15 protein-coding genes and 2 tRNA genes are annotated in these 17294 nt (G+C 68.7%); 14 read left to right on the forward strand and 3 right to left on the reverse strand.

Features of this window, described 5'->3' with window-relative positions; all coding sequences use genetic code 11:
* Positions 1-345 precede the first annotated feature (345 nt).
* The 9 genes from dnaN (at position 346) to ACO0E0_RS03365 (ending at position 9810) form a co-directional block, all read left to right on the forward strand.
* Positions 346-1500 carry a DNA polymerase III subunit beta gene (gene dnaN / locus ACO0E0_RS03325; protein ID WP_422869987.1) on the forward strand — a complete coding sequence of 385 codons (1155 nt, stop codon included), beginning with the start codon at positions 346-348 and terminating at the stop codon, positions 1498-1500.
* A gap of 121 nt (positions 1501-1621) precedes the next feature.
* Positions 1622-2506, forward strand: coding sequence for a phosphogluconate dehydrogenase (NAD(+)-dependent, decarboxylating) (gene gnd / locus ACO0E0_RS03330; RefSeq protein WP_422869988.1), 885 nt, complete (start codon positions 1622-1624; stop codon positions 2504-2506).
* Positions 2507-2534: 28 nt separating this feature from the next.
* A complete protein-coding gene (gene recF / locus ACO0E0_RS03335) occupies positions 2535-3734 on the forward strand; it encodes a DNA replication/repair protein RecF (RefSeq protein ID WP_422869989.1) in 1200 nt (399 codons plus the stop codon).
* A 2-nt stretch (positions 3735-3736) separates the two neighbouring features.
* The gene (locus ACO0E0_RS03340; RefSeq protein WP_422869990.1) at positions 3737-4240 is read left to right on the forward strand and encodes a DciA family protein; all 504 of its coding nucleotides are present in this window, start codon (positions 3737-3739) and stop codon (positions 4238-4240) included.
* Positions 4241-4396: 156 nt separating this feature from the next.
* Positions 4397-6370, forward strand: a complete 1974-nt coding sequence (gene gyrB, locus ACO0E0_RS03345) for a DNA topoisomerase (ATP-hydrolyzing) subunit B (protein ID WP_422869991.1) — start codon at positions 4397-4399, stop codon at positions 6368-6370.
* A gap of 128 nt (positions 6371-6498) precedes the next feature.
* Positions 6499-9135 (forward strand): DNA gyrase subunit A, encoded by a 2637-nt coding sequence (gene gyrA, locus ACO0E0_RS03350; RefSeq protein ID WP_422869992.1) that lies wholly within the window; start codon positions 6499-6501, stop codon positions 9133-9135.
* On the forward strand, positions 9128-9535 hold the full coding sequence (locus tag ACO0E0_RS03355) for a DUF3566 domain-containing protein (RefSeq protein WP_422869993.1): 408 nt from the start codon (positions 9128-9130) through the stop codon (positions 9533-9535). Before gyrA ends, ACO0E0_RS03355 begins: the two co-directional genes overlap by 8 nt.
* Positions 9536-9601: 66 nt before the next feature.
* Positions 9602-9675, forward strand: a tRNA-Ile gene (locus ACO0E0_RS03360).
* Between the two features lie 62 nt (positions 9676-9737).
* A tRNA-Ala gene (locus ACO0E0_RS03365) sits at positions 9738-9810 on the forward strand.
* A gap of 966 nt (positions 9811-10776) precedes the next feature.
* Here the strand turns inward: ACO0E0_RS03365 and ACO0E0_RS03370 are convergent.
* On the reverse strand, positions 10777-11373 hold the full coding sequence (locus ACO0E0_RS03370; protein ID WP_422869994.1) for a hypothetical protein: 597 nt from the start codon (positions 11371-11373) through the stop codon (positions 10777-10779).
* Between the two features lie 121 nt (positions 11374-11494).
* Between ACO0E0_RS03370 and ACO0E0_RS03375 the strand changes: the two genes are divergently transcribed.
* Entirely contained in the window at positions 11495-12025 is a 531-nt protein-coding gene (locus ACO0E0_RS03375; protein ID WP_422869995.1) for a peptidylprolyl isomerase, read from the forward strand.
* Positions 12026-12033: 8 nt separating this feature from the next.
* Positions 12034-12888 carry a rhomboid family intramembrane serine protease gene (locus ACO0E0_RS03380; protein ID WP_422869996.1) on the forward strand — a complete coding sequence of 285 codons (855 nt, stop codon included), beginning with the start codon at positions 12034-12036 and terminating at the stop codon, positions 12886-12888.
* 236 nt (positions 12889-13124) lie between these two features.
* On the opposite strand, the gene ACO0E0_RS03385 is transcribed toward ACO0E0_RS03380, so the two are convergent.
* Positions 13125-13379, reverse strand: coding sequence for a cell division protein CrgA (locus ACO0E0_RS03385; protein WP_422869997.1), 255 nt, complete (start codon positions 13377-13379; stop codon positions 13125-13127).
* Positions 13380-13578: 199 nt separating this feature from the next.
* Here ACO0E0_RS03385 and ACO0E0_RS03390 point away from each other — a divergent pair, with 199 nt between their 5' ends.
* The 3 genes from ACO0E0_RS03390 to ACO0E0_RS03400 are packed head-to-tail and all read left to right on the forward strand — an operon-like array spanning position 13579 to position 15139.
* Entirely contained in the window at positions 13579-14343 is a 765-nt protein-coding gene (locus tag ACO0E0_RS03390; protein ID WP_422869998.1) for a class E sortase, read from the forward strand.
* Complete coding sequence (locus ACO0E0_RS03395; RefSeq protein WP_422869999.1) at positions 14343-14504, forward strand: hypothetical protein; 162 nt, start codon at positions 14343-14345, stop codon at positions 14502-14504. Before ACO0E0_RS03390 ends, ACO0E0_RS03395 begins: the two co-directional genes overlap by 1 nt.
* Positions 14501-15139: an anthranilate synthase component II gene (locus ACO0E0_RS03400; RefSeq protein WP_422870000.1), complete on the forward strand. Its 639-nt coding sequence runs from the start codon at positions 14501-14503 to the stop codon at positions 15137-15139. The genes ACO0E0_RS03395 and ACO0E0_RS03400 overlap by 4 nt, the downstream gene beginning before the upstream one ends.
* Positions 15140-15402: 263 nt before the next feature.
* Here the strand turns inward: ACO0E0_RS03400 and pknB are convergent, their stop codons facing one another.
* The gene (gene pknB / locus ACO0E0_RS03405; RefSeq protein WP_422870001.1) at positions 15403-17199 is read right to left on the reverse strand and encodes a Stk1 family PASTA domain-containing Ser/Thr kinase; all 1797 of its coding nucleotides are present in this window, start codon (positions 17197-17199) and stop codon (positions 15403-15405) included.
* Between the last annotated feature and the right edge of the window lie 95 nt (positions 17200-17294).

Consider the following 17294-nt stretch of genomic DNA (forward strand, 5'->3'; position numbering starts at 1 on the left):
TGTGTGGATAACTGTGGAGGACACGCCGCTGACCTGTTGGCGGCGAGCGGACGAGCTGTGGAGTCACACCGCTGTCATTCGATAATGACCATTTCTCATCCCCCGGGACACCACAGACCACTCACAACTCACACCCTTGTAGTTCCCGCTCGCCGACTGGCATCCACAGAGTTGTCCACAGTGTGCACAAGCGTTAACACTGTTACTGCGTTTTAACGATCTCTCTCCAGGGGCCAACCCTGTGGACGGCGTCCGGCTCTCGGAACGACAAGAAATCCGTCGACGCCGCGCTGTGCCACAATGGGGGCCGCCGGAGAAGTACACCGATCGACAGGGGTCCCAGCTGTGAAGTTTCAGGTCAACCGGGACGTCTTCAGCGATGCCGTCTCCTTTGCAGTGAAGCTCCTGCCGCAGCGCACCACGCTCCCGATCCTGTCCGGGGTGCTCATCCACGCCGAGGACGACCACCTGACGCTGTCGTCGTTCGACTACGAGGTCAGCGCGCAGACGAGCATCGCGGCCCAGATCGACGAACCGGGCACGGTGCTCGTCTCGGGCCGCCTGCTCAACGACATCGCCAGTCGCCTCCCCGCAGCCCCGGTGGTCTTCTCCACCGAGGACTCCCGGATCACGGTGACCTGCGGCTCGGCACACTTCACGCTGCTGAGCATGCCGGTCGAGGAGTACCCGACCCTGCCCGAGGTCGGGCCCCAGACCGGGGTGATCCCGGGCGACGCGTTCTCCGAGGCCGTGTCCCAGGTCGCCGTCGCCGCCAGCCGGGACGACGTCACCCCGGTGATCACCGGCGTGCAGCTCGAGGTCGGCGAGACGGACATCTCCCTCGTCGCCACCGACCGGTACCGCGTCGCGGTCCGCACGATCGCGTGGGACTCCGGGCGGCAGGGCGACGAGCCCGAGGCTCCGCGGCACGCGCTCGTCCCGGCCCGCACCCTGCAGGAGGTCGGGCGCACGTTCGGCTCCGCGAGCACGGTGTCGGTCTCCCTCAGCGGCAACCAGGACCGCGAGCTCATCGCGTTCCGCGCCGACGACAAGACCGTCACCTCGCTGCTCATCAAGGGCAACTACCCGCCGGTCCGCCGACTCTTCCCGGATACCGTGGACGACCACGCCGTGCTGAGCACCGCCGACCTCGTCGAGGCCGTGCGCCGTGTGTCGCTCGTCCTCGAACGCGAAGCCGCTCTCCGGTTCTCGTTCTCCACGGACGGCCTCACCCTCGAAGCGATCGGGTCGGAGCAGGCGCAGGCGTCCGAAGCGATCGACGCCCTCCTCACCGGGGCGGAGACCGTCGTCTCGCTGAAGCCCCAGTTCCTGCTCGACGGCCTGAACGCCGTGCACTCCGAATTCGTCCGGATCTCCTTCACCAAGACCGAGAACCCGAACAAGCCCGGCCCGGTGCTCATCACCGGCCAGTCCTCGCGCGAGGAGCCGGCGACGGACGGGTACCGCTACCTGCTCCAGCCCAACCTCCTGCTCCGGTGAAGCAGTTCCTGCTGCGCTGACGCAGCGTTCCCCGCTGCACTGATCCGCAGCACGAGTGCGACGGCCCACCACGCCGCACGACCTCCGCGATTCGTCCCCCAGGGGCGGGAAAAGGGAAACCATGCAGATCGGACTCGTCGGCCTCGGCAAGATGGGCAACAACATGCGCACCCGTCTGCGCAACGCCGACATCGACGTCGTGGGCTACGACGCGAACCCGGCCGTGTCGGACGTCGCGGACCTCGGCGCCCTCGCGGCCGCACTCGAGGGACCGCGCATCGTCTGGGTGATGGTGCCGCACGGCAAGATCACCGACGATGTCATCACCGACCTCGCCGACGTGCTGTCCGAGGGCGACCTCGTGATCGACGGCGGCAACTCGAAGTGGACCGACGACGAGGTCCACGCCAAGCAGCTCGACGCCAAGGGGATCCGCTACATGGACGCCGGCGTCTCCGGTGGTGTCTGGGGCCTCGAGAACGGCTACGGCCTCATGGTCGGTGGCGCAGACGAGGACGTCGCCCGCGCGATGCCGGTCTTCGACGCGCTCCGCCCCGAGGGTCCGCGCGAAGAGGGCTTCGTCCACGCGGGCGAGGTCGGTGCCGGCCACTACGTCAAGATGGTCCACAACGGCATCGAGTACGCGATCATGCAGGCCTACGCCGAGGGCTTCGAGCTCCTCGAGGCGAAGCCCCTGGTCAAGGACGTCCCGGCGAGCTTCACCGCATGGCAGCGCGGCACCGTCATCCGCTCCTGGCTCCTCGAGCTCATGGTCCTCGCGCTCAAGCAGGACCCGAAGCTCGACCAGCTCGAGGGCTACGTCGAGGACTCCGGTGAGGGCCGCTGGACCCTCGAGGAGGGCATCGAGAACGCCGTGCCGATGCCCGCGCTCAGCGCCGCCATCTTCGCGCGGTTCGTCTCCCGTCAGGGCGACGACTCCCCGACGATGAAGGCCGTCGCCGCGCTCCGCAACCAGTTCGGCGGCCACGCCGTCAAGAAGGCCTAGTCGGGCCCACCGAATCCACTCGGCCCGCGTGCACGTCGACCACCTGCAACTCACCGACTTCCGGAACTACCGGGAGGCGGAGGTCGACTTCGCACGCGGGCCGAATCTCTTCGTCGGACGGAACGGCCAGGGCAAGACGAACCTCGTCGAGTCGGTCGGGTACCTGTCGACCCTCGGATCGCACCGGGTGCCGACGGACGCCGCCCTCGTCCGGGCCGGGTGCGACGCTGCGATCGTCCGGGCACGCCTCGCGTTCGAGGACCGCAGCATCCTCGCCGAGGTCCAGATCAACCGCACCGGGTCGAACCGCGCGCAGGTCAACCGGTCGGCGATCAGACCGCGCGAGCTCCCGCGGTACTGCACGAGCGTCCTGTTCGCACCGGAGGACCTCGCGCTGGTCCGGGGCGAGCCGTCCGGACGCCGTCGGATGCTCGACGAACTCCTCGTGCTCATCGCCCCGCGCATGCAGGGTGTCCTCGCCGACTACGACCGGACGCTCCGGCAGCGGAACACCCTGCTCAAGTCGTCGCGGGGGTCCGGGGTGAACGCGAACGCGATGTCGACGCTCGACGTCTGGGACGACCGGCTCGTCGGCCTCGGCGCCGAGATCGTCGCGGCACGGGACCACCTGACCCGACGGCTCGCACCGTTCGTGACCGAGGCCTACGCCACGGTCGCGGGCGAGTCCCACGACGCCTCGTTGGCCGGGGTGCTGAGCATCCGGGGCGTCGATCCGGAGACCGACGACAGCGCGGCGCTCGACGCGGCGGAGTCGGAGCCGATCGGGGTCCCCGCGGCGGCCGAGGCGTTCCGGGCCGCCCTCGGACGACGCCGGCGGGACGAACTCGACCGGGGCCTGACCCTCGTCGGACCGCACCGCGACGATGTCTTGTTCCGTCTGAACGGGTTACCGGCCCGCGGTTACGCCAGTCACGGCGAGTCTTGGTCGTTCGCGCTGGCCATCAAGCTCGCGAGCGCAGCGATCCTGCGCACCGAGTCGAGCCTCGGCGATCCGATCATCATCCTCGACGACGTCTTCGCCGAACTCGACGAATCGCGGCGCGGACGGCTCGCCGGCGCGGTGGCCGAGTACGAACAGGTCCTCATCACGGCCGCCGTGCACGGCGACGTGCCCGCCGTGCTCGCGGCGCACACGGTGCACATCGAGGCCGGGAGGATCGTGGACGCGGACCACGGACCGGCCCCGGCCGACGAGACGGAGGCGTGACCATGGCACCGAAGCCCGTGCGCCCAGCCGAACCGGCGCGCTTCTACCAGCACCTCAAGGCGGTGTTCGGTGACCCGGCCCGACGCGGCATCGACGCTCGCCGCCGGCAGAACCGCGGACGGGACACCGACACCGTGCCGTACGGCCGCGGTCGGGAGCCGGCCGGACTCGGTGACGTCGTCGGCGCGATGACGAACGAGCTCGGCTGGACGGAGCCGCTCGCGCAGTCCGAGGTCATCACGGCCTGGCCCGAGGTCGTCGGCGACGAGCTCGCGGCGCACTCCACGCCGATGCAGATCGAGGAGCACGCACTCGTCATCCGGTGCGACTCGACGGCCTGGGCCACGCAACTCCGGCTGATGCGCGCGCAGATCACGACGACGATCGCCCAGCGGTACCCGGAGGCCGGTGTCGAGTCGGTGCGCGTTCTCGCCCCGGACGCCCCGACCTGGAAACGGGGCCTCAGATCGGTTCAGGGGCGTGGTCCTCGCGATACCTACGGTTGAACGAGCAAAATCATCCTCTGGCAGCGAAAACGGCCCGCAGATCGGCGAATTCAGCCGTGCGGATGACCCGCCTGCGGTAGACTTGCACAGTTGCACGAGTGCCCGGTTCGGGCCTCGGCGACGACGAACTGCAGTCGGGTAGGAGCCACCATCACCATGTCATCAGGATCGAACGACGCCGCACCCGACGATTCCTACGGTGCCGATCAGATCCAGGTGCTCGAAGGGCTCGAGGCGGTCCGCAAGCGCCCTGGCATGTACATCGGCTCCACGGGTCCGCGCGGTCTCCACCACCTGGTGCAGGAGATCGTCGACAACTCGGTGGACGAGGCCCTCGCCGGGTTCTGCGACACGATCGACATCACGATCCGCGAAGACGGCGGCGTCCGCGTCGTCGACAACGGCCGTGGCATCCCGGTCGACGTCCACGAGAAGGAAGGCATCTCGACGGTCCAGCTCGTCCTGACCGTCCTGCACGCCGGCGGCAAGTTCGGCGGCGGCGGGTACGCGGTCTCCGGCGGCCTGCACGGCGTCGGGTCCTCCGTCGTGAACGCGCTGAGCTCCGAGCTCGACGTCGAGGTCCGCCGGCAGGGCAGCGTCTGGCGCCAGAGCTACACCGACGGCGTCCCGGTCGCGCCGCTCTCGCAGGACGAACCGACCGACGAGACCGGCACGACGATCACGTTCTGGCCGAACGCCGAGATCTTCGAGTCCGTCGACTTCGACTACGAGACCCTCCGCAGCCGGTTCCAGCAGATGGCGTTCCTCAACAAGGGACTGCGCCTGTCGCTGCACGACGAACGCGTCCCGGACGAGGGCGAAGAAGCCCGCAAGGACTCGTTCCTCTACGAGCGCGGACTCGTCGACTACGTGGAGTACCTGGTCGCGACCAAGAAGGTCGACGTCATCCACCCCGACGTCATCTCGCTCGAGTCCGAGGACACCGAGCGCAAGATCTCCCTCGAGCTGGCGATGCAGTGGAACACGTCCTACCAGGAGAGCGTCCACACCTTCGCGAACACCATCAACACGCACGAGGGCGGGACCCACGAGGAGGGCTTCCGCGCTGCGCTCACGACGCTGATCAACAAGTACGCGCGCGAGAAGAACATCATCAAGGACAAGGACGACAACCTCACGGGCGACGACATCCGCGAGGGCCTCACCGCCGTCATCTCCGTCAAGCTCGGCGAGCCGCAGTTCGAGGGCCAGACGAAGACCAAGCTCGGCAACACCGAGGCCAAGTCGTTCGTGCAGCGCGTCGTCGGCACCGAGCTCGGCGACTGGCTCGAGCGCAACCCGACACAGGCGCGGGACGTCGTCCGCAAGGCGATCCAGGCGTCGCAGGCCCGGATGGCCGCGCGGAAGGCCCGGGAGAGCACCCGTCGCAAGGGGCTCCTGGAGTCCGGCGGCATGCCGGGCAAGCTCAAGGACTGCCAGTCGAAGGACCCGACCCTCTCCGAGATCTTCATGGTCGAGGGCGACTCCGCCGGCGGGTCTGCCGTGCAGGGCCGGAACCCGATGACGCAGGCGATCCTCCCGCTCCGCGGCAAGATCCTGAACGTCGAGAAGGCCCGGCTCGACCGTGCGCTCGCGAACCAGGAGATCCAGTCGATGATCACCGCGTTCGGTGCGGGCATCGGTGAGGACTTCGACCCCGACAAGGCCAGGTACCACAAGATCGTGCTGATGGCCGACGCCGACGTCGACGGCCAGCACATCACGACGCTCCTCCTCACCCTGCTCTTCCGCTACATGCGGCCGCTCATCGAACGCGGGTACGTGTACCTCGCCCAGCCGCCGCTGTACCGCCTCAAGTGGTCGAACTCGGCACACGAGTACGTCTTCAGCGACCGTGAACGGGACGCCATGATGACCTCCGGGCTCGCTGCCGGCAAGCGCATCCCGAAGGACAACGGCATCCAGCGGTACAAGGGCCTCGGCGAGATGGACTACAAGGAGCTGTGGGACACCACGATGAACCCGGACACCCGGACGCTCCTCCAGGTGACGCTCGAGGACGCCGCCGCGGTGGACGGCGTGTTCTCGACGCTCATGGGCGAGGACGTCGAGTCGCGGCGGCAGTTCATCCAGCAGAACGCGAAAGACGTCCGGTTCCTCGACATCTGATGGTCGTACGGGAGGCGCGGCAGCCGTCGCGCACACCCGTCCCGACCACCTGCGGTCGCGTCCGGCGCGATTGACGGAACCACCGCCTCCAGACCGGTCCCCGGTCTCCAGAAAGGGAAGCAACGCACATGGCTGACGACAACGACACCGGGGCCGACGGGCCCGAGATCGTGCACGGCGACGCCGGGGACATCGTCGTCTCCGGTGACCGGATCTCCCCGGTCGACCTGCAGCTCGAGATGCAGCGGTCGTACCTCGACTACGCGATGAGCGTCATCGTCGGCCGTGCCCTGCCCGAGGTCCGCGACGGTCTGAAGCCCGTGCACCGTCGCGTCATCTACGCCATGTACGACGGCGGCTACCGTCCGGACCGCGCCTACTCGAAGTGCGCGCGCGTCGTCGGCGAGGTCATGGGCCAGTTCCACCCGCACGGCGACAGCGCGATCTACGACGCGCTCGTCCGTCTCGTGCAGCCGTGGTCGCTCCGGTACCCGCTCGCACTCGGCCAGGGCAACTTCGGCTCGCCGGGCAACGACGGCGCCGCCGCCCCGCGGTACACCGAGACGAAGATGGCTCCGCTCGCGCTCGAGATGGTGCGGGACATCGAGGAAGACACCGTCGACTTCCAGGACAACTACGACGGCCGCACGCAGGAGCCGGCGATCCTCCCGGCGCGGTTCCCGAACCTGCTCGTCAACGGGTCGGTCGGCATCGCGGTCGGCATGGCGACGAACATCCCGCCGCACAACCTCCGCGAGGTCGCCGACGGCGCGAAGTGGGCGCTCGAGCACCCGGACGCCACGCGCGACGAGCTCCTCGACGCGCTGCTGCTCCGCATCAAGGGCCCGGACTTCCCGACCGGTGCGCAGATCCTCGGCACGAAGGGCATCCAGGACGCGTACCGGACCGGCCGTGGCTCCATCACGATGCGCGCCGTGGTCAACGTCGAGGAGATCCAGGGACGGACCTGCCTCGTCGTCACCGAGCTGCCGTACCAGGTCAACCCGGACAACCTGGCCATCAAGATCGCGGACCTCGTCAAGGACGGCAAGCTCGCCGGGGTGGCGGACATCCGTGACGAGACCTCCGGGCGCACCGGGCAGCGACTCGTCATCGTGCTGAAGCGCGACGCCGTCGCCAAGGTCGTCCTGAACAACCTGTACAAGCACACGCAGCTCCAGGAGAACTTCGGCGCGAACATGCTCGCGATCGTCGACCAGGTGCCGCGGACCCTCCCGCTCGACGGGTTCATCAGCAACTGGGTCGACCACCAGGTCGACGTCATCCAGCGCCGGACCCGGTACCGTCTCCGCAAGGCCGAGGAGCGCGCGCACATCCTGCGCGGGTACCTCGCCGCGCTCGACGCCCTCGACGAGGTCATCGCGCTCATCCGTCGGTCGCCCGACGTGGAGGAGGCGCGGAACGGCCTCATGGAGCTGCTCGCCGTCGACGAGGTCCAGGCGCGCGCGATCCTCGACCTGCAGCTCCGTCGTCTGGCCGCCCTCGAGCGCCAGCGGATCCACGACGAGGCCGAGGAGCTCGAGCGGCAGATCGCCGACTTCGAGGACATCCTCGCGAAGCCCGAGCGGCAGCGCGTCATCATCGGCGAGGAGCTCGACGAGATCGTCGCGAAGTTCGGCGACGACCGTCGGACCGAGATCATGCTCGGCTACGACGGCGACATGAGCATGGAGGACCTGATCCCGGAGGAGGAGATGGTCGTCACCATCACCCGGGGTGGGTACGTCAAGCGGACCCGGAGCGACAACTACCGCTCGCAGCACCGCGGCGGCCGCGGGGTCAAGGGCGCGCAGCTGCGTGCCGACGACGTCGTCGACCACTTCTTCGTCACGACGACGCACCACTGGCTGCTGTTCCTGACGGACAAGGGCCGGGTCTACCGGGCCAAGACGTACGAACTGCAGGAGGCGGGCCGCGACGCGAAGGGCCAGCACGTCGCGAACCTGCTCGCCATGCAGCCGGACGAGCAGATCTCGCAGGTGCTCGACATCCGGGACTACGAGGCCGCGCAGTTCCTCGTGCTCGCGACCCGTGACGGCCTCGTGAAGAAGACCGCGCTCACGGAGTACGACACGAACCGCACCGGCGGCATCATCGCGATCAACCTCCGCGAGGGCGACGAGCTCGTCCAGGCGCTGCTCGTCGACGAGCACGACGACCTGCTCCTCATCTCGAAGCACGGGCAGTCCCTCCGGTTCACCGCGACGAACGAGGCACTCCGACCGATGGGCCGGTCCACCTCCGGCGTGAAGGGCATGACGTTCCGGGCGGACGACGAGCTGCTCACCGCGGCCGTCGTCGGCGACAACGGCTACGTGTTCGTGATGACCGAGGGCGGGTACGCCAAGCGGACCGCCGCGGACCAGTACCGCGTGCAGGGTCGAGGCGGGCTCGGCATCAAGGTGGCCAAGCTCGCGGTCGACCGCGGCGACCTCATCGGTGGTCTCATCGTCGGTGAGGACGACGAGGTGCTCGTGGTTCTCGCCAGCGGCAAGGTGGTAAGGTCTGCCGTGGCCGAGGTGCCCGCGAAGGGCCGTGACACCATGGGCGTCGTCTTCGCTCGGTTCGCGGACAACGACCGGATCATCGCCGTGGCCCGGAACAGTGAGCGGAACCTGGACGACCAGGCCGATACCGAGATCGAAGCCGCCGGCCCGGTCGAGGACGTCAGCCCCGCCGAGGCCGCTGAACAGCCCACCGACCCCGCCCCTGAGGCCGAAGAGGACCAGTCAAGCAATGAGTAGTGTCGCCGAGAAGCTCCAGCGCAAGACGAAGCGGCCCGTCGGCACCAAGCAGGTCCGGCTTCGTCTCGTGTACGTCGACTTCTGGTCGAGCGTCAAGCTGTCGTTCCTGATCGCCCTCGCCGGCAGCATCGTCATGGTCGTCGCGACGATGCTGGTGTGGATCATCCTGAACCAGACCGGCGTCTTCACCCAGCTCGACAACCTGCTGCGGGACATCACCGGGCAGAACAACTACTCGATCATGGACCAGTTCTCGCTCGGGCAGGTGATGGGGTTCTCGATCGTGGTCGGGTTCCTCAACCTGGTCGTCGGGACCGTGCTCGGGGCGATCCTCAGCGTGCTGTACAACCTCAGCGTGCGGATCACCGGCGGACTCCTGGTGGGGTTCACCAACAACTGAGCGTTCGGGTGCGTGCCGCTCGATTCGTGCAAACGTCGCGGGTCATGTAGGCTTTCATCCGGTCTCGGGGCTATAGCTCAGGCGGTTAGAGCGCTTCGCTGATAACGAAGAGGTCCTAGGTTCAAGTCCTAGTAGCCCCACACCGACGGTCCGCCGTCATGCAGATCTGCAACATCCCGGTGGCCGAGACCATCACCGGAACGGGGCCTTAGCTCAATTGGTAGAGCGCCTGCTTTGCAAGCAGGAGGTCAGGAGTTCGATTCTCCTAGGCTCCACTTCACCCAGGGTGCCCGTGCTGCGCTCGTCGTCCTCGCGTCGGCTTCTCGCGCCGTTGCGGCGTTGAGTGAGCGCGAACTGTAGGGTCGGGCGCGGCCGGGCGACGATTGCTGCTCACTCATCGGGGGTCAGGGGCCGGATTCCGGGCCGCCGCGGTGATGAGTGAGCGCGAATCGTCGGGTCGGGCGCGGCCGGGCGACGATTGCTGCTCACTCGTCGGACGTCGGACCGCTCGCTCTGCGTCGAGGTTGTCGACCGAGTCGGAGTCATCGGGCCCGTTCGTTTCTCGCTCGGCTGATTCGTTCGGTCGTTGCCCCGGAGTGCTGGTGCGGCGGCGAGTGAGCGCGAACTGTCGGGTCGGGGGTGGACGGGCGACGATTGCTGCTCACTCGTCGGAGGTCAGGGGCCGGACTCCGGGCCGCCGCGGTGATGAGTGAGCGCGAACTGTCGGGTTGGGGGTGGCCGGGCGACGATTGCTGCTCACTCGTCGAAGGTCGGACCGCTCGTTCCACGTTGGGGTTGTTGAGCGGATCGACGTCGGGCCCGTTCGTTCCTCGCTCGGCTGATTCGTTCGGTCGTTGCCCCGGAGCGCTGGTGCGACGTTGAGTGAGCGCGAACTGTCGGGTGGGGGGTGGCCGGGCGACGATTGCTGCTCACTCGTCGGGGTCTGCCGCTCGTTCCGCGTTGGGGTTGTGGAGCGGATCGAAGTCGGGCCCGTTCGTTCCTCGCTCCGTCAGCTCGTTCCGGCGTTGTCCTCGCGGACCGCAGCGGTGATGAGTGAGCGCGAACTGTCGGGTTGGGGGTGGCCGGGCGACGACTGCTGCTCACTCGTCGGGGCCGGGGCCGGGGCCGGGCTCCGGTGCGCCACGGTGATGAGTGAGCGCGAACTGTCGGGTGGGGGGTGGCCGGGCGACGATTGCTGCTCACTCGTCGGACGCCGGACACCCCGCCCGTCGAACCGCTCGTTACGCGCTGGGCTTCTCGGCCGAGTCGGAGTCGTCGGCGACCCACAGGTCGTCGTCGGCACGCAGGGTCTGGTACGCGGCGTACGCGGCACCCGCGACGGCGACGACACCGACCACGATGAGCGCGACACCACCGAAGCCGAGGCCCGACTTCTGCTGCTTCGGGAGGTTCTTGGCGACGACCTTGGCCGCCTTCGAGCCCTTCTTCTGCGCCTTGGCGGCCTTCTTCGAGGCCTCCTTGACGATCTTCTTGACCCGGGGGTCCTTCGCGAGGTCGACGACGGAGAGCGCCGAGCCGAGTGCGGAGACGAGCGACGGGAACACCTCGTTCGTGAGGCGCTCCTTCGTGTGACCGGCCGCGGTCGACGCAGCGTGCACGCTCGTCGCGACGGCGGGACGGACACCGTTGTCGATGGCGTCCTTGACGCGCGGTGCGACGTCCTTGCGAGCGGCATCGGCCGCGTTCGCACGTGCTTCGGCCAGGACGGCGTTGGCGTGGGCCAGGACCTTGCGCTGCTCGCCGAGGAGCGAGGCCGTCTGACCCTTGAGCTTCTTGATCTGCTTCTTGCGCTTGCGTGACAATTCGAGAGTCGTCATGAGCAACCTCCATCGGATCGGGCGGTGATCAGCCCATCCTGCCACCAGGTCGCCTGACAGGTCACAGGGGCCTTGCTGGTAGTCGTGTGAGCGTCCAGATGCTGCATGCGAGAATCGGTACATGTCTCTGCACACCGCTGTCGCAACCATCCACACCAACAAGGGCGACATCACCGTCAACCTGTTCGGCAACCACGCCCCGAAGACCGTCGACAACTTCGTCGGCCTGGCCACGGGCACCAAGGAGTGGACCCACCCGGGAACGGGCAAGGTCTCCACCGACAAGCTCTACGACGGCGTGGTCTTCCACCGCATCATCAAGGACTTCATGCTGCAGGGCGGCGACCCGCTCGGCCAGGGCATCGGCGGCCCGGGCTACCAGTTCGAGGACGAGATCTCCCCGGAGCTCACCTTCCAGGAGCCGTACGTCCTCGCCATGGCGAACGCCGGTCCGGGCACGAACGGTTCGCAGTTCTTCATCACGACGGTCGCGACCCCCTGGCTCCAGGGCAAGCACACGATCTTCGGCGCGGTCGCGGACGACGAGTCGCGCAAGGTGGTCGACGCGATCGAGGCCGTGCCGACGGACGGCCGTGACAAGCCGCTCGACGACGTCGTCATCACCTCCGTCGACGTGAAGACCGAGGCGTAGAACCGCTCGTGACCGATCCCGCACGCGACCGGGCGAGCTTCTGCTACCGACACCCCGACCGGCAGAGCTACATCCTCTGCCAGCGGTGCGGCCGGACGATCTGCACCGAGTGTCAGACGCCCGCGGCCGTCGGGGTGCACTGCCCGGAGTGCGTGCGGGAACAGCGTGCCCACTTCACCGAGACACGGCGGGCGATGGGCCCGAGCGGGTTCACCGTCGCCCGCCGCCGGTTCTCGATGATCGACCAGAAGGCGACGACGGTCATCGTCGCGGTCAGCGTCGTCATCTGGGTGTTGCAGTTCCTGACGGGCTCGTTCGGCGATCCCGTCACGCGGGCGCTCGAGTTCAACCCGGCGTACATCGCGACGCAGCCCTGGCGGATGCTGACGACGATGTTCGTGCACGGGAGCATCCTCCACATCCTGTTCAACATGTGGGCGGTGTGGGTCTTCGGTCGGCAGCTCGAACAGATGCTCGGGACCTGGCGGTTCCTGGCCCTGTACTTCATCAGCGGGCTCTTCGGCTCGGTCGGTGTCGCGGTCCTCGCACCCCAGACCTCCGTGATCGGCGCGTCCGGGGCGATCTTCGGGTTGTTCGCGGCGTTCTTCGTCATCCACCGGAGCCTCGGTAACAACGCCGTCCAGCTGCTCGTGGTGATGGGGCTGAACCTCGTCATCGGGTTCATCGTGCCCGGGGTCGCTTGGCAAGCGCACGTCGGCGGGATCGTCGGCGGGCTCCTGACCGGGTACGTGTTCGCCCGGACGCGGAACGTCCGGCAGCGGGGCCTGCAGATCGGTCTGCTGATCGCCGAGGCCGTCCTCGCGATCGTCATCGCCGTCGGGGCGTACCTCTCCTACTACTGAACGGCACGGCACCGGACGACCAGAGCGTCGCCGCGATCAGCCCGCACAGGAACGCCCCCGGACCATGTGGTCCGGGGGCGTCCTGCGATCCGTGTCCGGTGGGACCGCCAGCCGCCGTGCCCCCAGAACGTGGGGTAGCGGGGACAGCCAGTTATCCACAGGTCTATGAACATTGGGGATGATCACACCGCTGTAACTCGCCGTCTACCTGGGTGAACGGGCCGATGGGGACCGACTCAGCGCCACCGTGTGGTCATCAGGAACCCGATGAACATGATCCCGAAGCCGATCAGGATGTTCCACGAGTTCAGCGACGGCACGGGCAGCGTGCCCTGCGACACGTAGAACACGATCACCCACGCGAGTCCGATCAGCATGAACCCGAACATGACCGGCTTGAACCACACGGGGTTGGGCTGGTCGCCCGCCGTGTCGACCGAGTCGGCTCGGGTCGTCCGGGCGGGCTTGGTGCGGTCCTTGTCTCTGGCCATGGCCGGTATCCTACCGTCAACACATCCTGGCTCGGCTGCGTGCCGACGACGCGCGGCAGCAAGCGTGCCGGCCAAGCGTGCAGACGACGCGCGGCGCCGGACCGGTGCCGCCGGCCGCGATGCGCACGGTCCGCCGGACCGGATCACGGGAACGCGAACGCGAACGCGAACGCGAACGACAGAGGGGAGCGGCTGCACGATGACCACGACTGATGCTCCGCGCCGTCACCAGGCGTCACCCTCAGCGGGTCGTCGCCGCCCTCGGGTCACGGTCCTCGGCGTCCTCGGCGACGTCCTCATCACCGCCGGTGTGCTCGTGCTCCTCTTCATCGGCTGGCAGCAGTGGTTCAACGACATCGTGGTCGGTCGACAGCACGCGCAGGCCGCGCAGCAGATCAACCAGTCGTTCGGCACGGTCGTGGATCCCACCAAGGAGCCGGCGGGCGGCTGGGGTGCGCCCGTGGTGAGTGCGCAACCGGCGAACACCCAGGTCTTCGGGACGATGTACGTGCCGCGGTTCGGTGCGACCTACGCCGTCCCGCTCGCCGGCGGGACGACCACGGCCGGGACCCTCGACACCATCGGCGTCGGTCACTACGACGGCACGCAGATGCCGGGCGAGCTCGGGAACTTCGCCGTCGCGGGGCACCGTACGACACACGGAGCACCGTTCAACGGGATCGCGAACCTGCAGGTCGGGGACAAGATCTACATCGGCACGAAGGACGGCTGGTACACCTACTCGTTCCGGAACCTCGAGTACGTGGCGCCGACGCAGGTGTCCGTCCTCGACGCGGCGCCGGACGAGCCGGGTGTCGCGACGAAGGACCGCGTGATGACGATGACGAGCTGCAACCCGATGTTCTCGGCCCGGGAGCGCATCGTCGCGTTCAGTGTGTTCGACTCCTGGCAGCCGAGGACCGCCGGACCGCCGGCCGCGATCGCGGGAGAGGTGAACGGCTGATGTACGGTGCGCTCTGGCGGATCCTGCCCGGTCCGGTGTGGCTCCGGGTGCTCGAGGTCCTCGTGCTCCTGGCGATCGTCCTGGTGGTGCTCGTACTCTGGGTGTTCCCCTGGGTCCAGGAACTCATCCCGACCCCCGACGTGACGGTGGACCGGCAATGACCAGAATCCTCGTGGTCGACAACTACGACAGTTTCGTCTACACCTTGAACGGGTACGTGCAGCAGCTCGGCGCGGAGACCGACGTCGTCCGCAACGACGACGTCGACGCGGACGGGATCGCCGCCCGAATCGCGGAGTACGACGGCGTGCTGCTCTCCCCGGGCCCGGGTGCGCCGGCGGACGCTGGCGTGTCGATCCCGGCGGTGCACGCCGCGATCGAGTCCGGACTGCCCCTGCTCGGTGTCTGCCTCGGGCACCAGGCGATCGCCGAGGCGCTCGGCGCGACGGTGACCCACGCCGAGGATCTCATGCACGGCAAGACCTCGAAGGTCACGCACGACGCGAGTCCCCTGTTCGTCGGCGTCCCGCAGCCCTTCACGGCGACGCGGTACCACTCACTCGCGGTGGTCGACGGCACCGTCCCCGATGTCCTGGAGGTCACGGCACGCACGGCGGGCGGCGTGATCATGGGCGTCCAGCACCGCGACGCACCGGTCTTCGGGGTCCAGTTCCACCCGGAGTCGGTGCTCACCGAGGGCGGCTACCGGATGGTGGGCAACTGGCTCGAGGTCGCGGGGCTCTCCGGAGCCGCGGAGCGTGCGGACGGGTTCGGACCGCTCATCGCGACGTCCTAGCCGACCCGGCTCCAGCCTGCTCCGGCAGCGCTCCCGGACCGGGCCGTCCGTCCGTGGTGCGGCGCTCGTCGGGCGGATGACGGGCCTCCCGTCCGGACCGCGCTCGAGGGTGTGCACATGACGCGCTCGGAGCGCACGGGTGCAGGGAGCGCACGAGTGCACGGAGCGCACGGAGCGCACGGACGACCGCCGGCCTGGAGGCGCGACGCAGCGCCGTCAGGCGACGTCCGGGTAACCAGACGGGTGCCTCGAGCGTCCCGTGCTCACTGCCCGGGAGCGCCGTTCTGGTCGCCGTTCCCGCCGCCGTCGTTCGCCGGCGGGTTCGCCGACGGGTCGGAGGTCGGCGCGGACGCCGAGCACACGCCCAACGTGATGGTCGAGCCCTGGGCGGTGTCTCCCGGCGGCTGGGACTGGGAGGTCACCCGGCCGCCGGTGCAGGAGTAGTCCGGCGTCGTCATGACGGTGAGGCCGAGCCCGAGGAGCGCCGAGTTGGCGTCCGAGAACGGCTGGTTCGTGACGTTCGGCAGCTGGACCTTGCCGTTCGAGACGACGAGGTTCACCACGCTGCCCTTGTCGATCGACGCGCCCGCCGCGGGGTCGGTGCTGAGGACGGTGCCCTCCGGTGCGTCCGGCGAGTAGTCGCTGTTCGTGCTGCCGATCGTGAACCCGGCCCCGGTCAGCGTCGCGGTGGCGGCGTCCTGCGCCTGGTTCGCGACGTCCGGGACCGTGACCTGTTCCGGGCCGAGCGAGACGATGACACGGATGTTCTGCTGCCGGGCGACGTTCGTGCCGGCGCCTGGGTCCGTCTTGATGATCGTGTTGACGGGCACGGACGAGGAGTTCTGCCCGACCTTGACGGCGATCAGGTCCTTCTTGTGCAGGGCGGCCGCACCGGAGTCGTAGGTGGCGCCGGCGATGTTCGGCACGTTCACCGAGGACGACACGGGCGCCTGGCCGGGCTGCAGGTTCACCACCCAGACGACCACCGCGACGATGACCACAGCCGTGACGAGGATGCCGACCCAGATCCAGGCGACCGGCGGCCGGGACTGCGTCCGCTGCGGTCGGTGCTCCTGCGTGTCGTCGAGTTCGTTGAACGCGGCAGCGGGGTTCGAGGACGTCCGCGGGTTGACGCCGAACAGGACGGTCGAGGCGTCGTTCGCGGCGGGCATCCGGCGGGTGGAGGGAACGTGCCCGGACGCGGCCTGTCCGAGGTCGCGGCGGAACTCGGCGGCGTTCTGGAACCGCTGGGTGCGATCCTTCGCGAGGGCGTGCAGGGTCACCGCGTCGAGCGCCGGGGACACCGCGGGCACGACGGTGCTCGGGGCGACGGGCTGCTCGCTGACGTGCTGGTAGGCGACCGCGACCGGGGAGTCGCCGCGGAACGGCGGGCGGCCGGTCAGGAGCTCGAAGAGCACGATCCCGGTGGAGTAGAGGTCGGTCCGCGCGTCGACCGTCTCGCCGCGGGCCTGCTCCGGCGAGAAGTAGGCCGCAGTGCCGAGGATCGACGTCGTCTGCGCGACGGTCGCGGACGTGTCGGTGATCGCCCGGGCGATGCCGAAGTCCATCACCTTGACCTGGCCGGTCGGGGTGAGCATCACGTTGCCCGGCTTGATGTCGCGGTGCACGACGCCCGCGCGGTGGGAGTACTCGAGCGCCGTGAGGATGCCCTCGACGATGCGGACGGCCTCGTCCGGTGCGATCGGGCTGCCGTCGGCGAGGATGTCGTTGAGCGGGCGGCCCTCGACGTACTCCATGACGATGTACGGCACCTTGACCTCGGCGCCGGACTGCTCGCGCACCGTCTCCTCGCCGGCGTCGTACACGCGGACGATCGTCGGGTGCGCCATCCGGGCGGCGGCCTGGGCCTCCTGCCGGAACCGGGTGCGGAACGCCGGGTCGTTGGCGAGGCTCGGCTTGAGGAGCTTGACCGCGACACGGCGCCCCAGCCGGGTGTCGTTGCCGACGTGGACCGTCGCCATGCCGCCACGGCCGATCGTCTCACCGATCTCGTACCGGTTGGCGAGGAGCGTGATCCCCGCGGTCACACCTTCAGCCACGTACTCCTCCGAATCTCGCGTCCGAGCCAGTGTACGGCAGCGGTCGCTGACGATCGGCTGGCGGTCGCGGCGCGGTCGTGGCGCGGTCGCGCTGC

The sequence above is a fragment of the Curtobacterium phyllosphaerae genome (genome assembly GCF_049341865.1).
In the GTDB taxonomy this organism is placed as follows: Bacteria; Actinomycetota; Actinomycetes; order Actinomycetales; family Microbacteriaceae; genus Curtobacterium; species Curtobacterium phyllosphaerae.

What these genes read in the sequence shown, in the direction of transcription:
- gnd (WP_422869988.1), top strand. Translation starts at nt 1,622, where the DNA reads ATGCAGATCGGACTCGTCGGCCTCGGCAAGATGGGCAACAACATGCGC.
- ACO0E0_RS03340 (WP_422869990.1), top strand. Translation starts at nt 3,737, where the DNA reads ATGGCACCGAAGCCCGTGCGCCCAGCCGAACCGGCGCGCTTCTACCAG.
- gyrB (WP_422869991.1), top strand. Translation starts at nt 4,397, where the DNA reads ATGTCATCAGGATCGAACGACGCCGCACCCGACGATTCCTACGGTGCC.
- gyrA (WP_422869992.1), top strand. Translation starts at nt 6,499, where the DNA reads ATGGCTGACGACAACGACACCGGGGCCGACGGGCCCGAGATCGTGCAC.
- ACO0E0_RS03355 (WP_422869993.1), top strand. Translation starts at nt 9,128, where the DNA reads ATGAGTAGTGTCGCCGAGAAGCTCCAGCGCAAGACGAAGCGGCCCGTC.
- ACO0E0_RS03370 (WP_422869994.1), bottom strand. Translation starts at nt 11,373, where the DNA reads ATGACGACTCTCGAATTGTCACGCAAGCGCAAGAAGCAGATCAAGAAG.
- ACO0E0_RS03375 (WP_422869995.1), top strand. Translation starts at nt 11,495, where the DNA reads ATGTCTCTGCACACCGCTGTCGCAACCATCCACACCAACAAGGGCGAC.
- ACO0E0_RS03385 (WP_422869997.1), bottom strand. Translation starts at nt 13,379, where the DNA reads ATGGCCAGAGACAAGGACCGCACCAAGCCCGCCCGGACGACCCGAGCC.
- ACO0E0_RS03390 (WP_422869998.1), top strand. Translation starts at nt 13,579, where the DNA reads ATGACCACGACTGATGCTCCGCGCCGTCACCAGGCGTCACCCTCAGCG.
- ACO0E0_RS03395 (WP_422869999.1), top strand. Translation starts at nt 14,343, where the DNA reads ATGTACGGTGCGCTCTGGCGGATCCTGCCCGGTCCGGTGTGGCTCCGG.
- ACO0E0_RS03400 (WP_422870000.1), top strand. Translation starts at nt 14,501, where the DNA reads ATGACCAGAATCCTCGTGGTCGACAACTACGACAGTTTCGTCTACACC.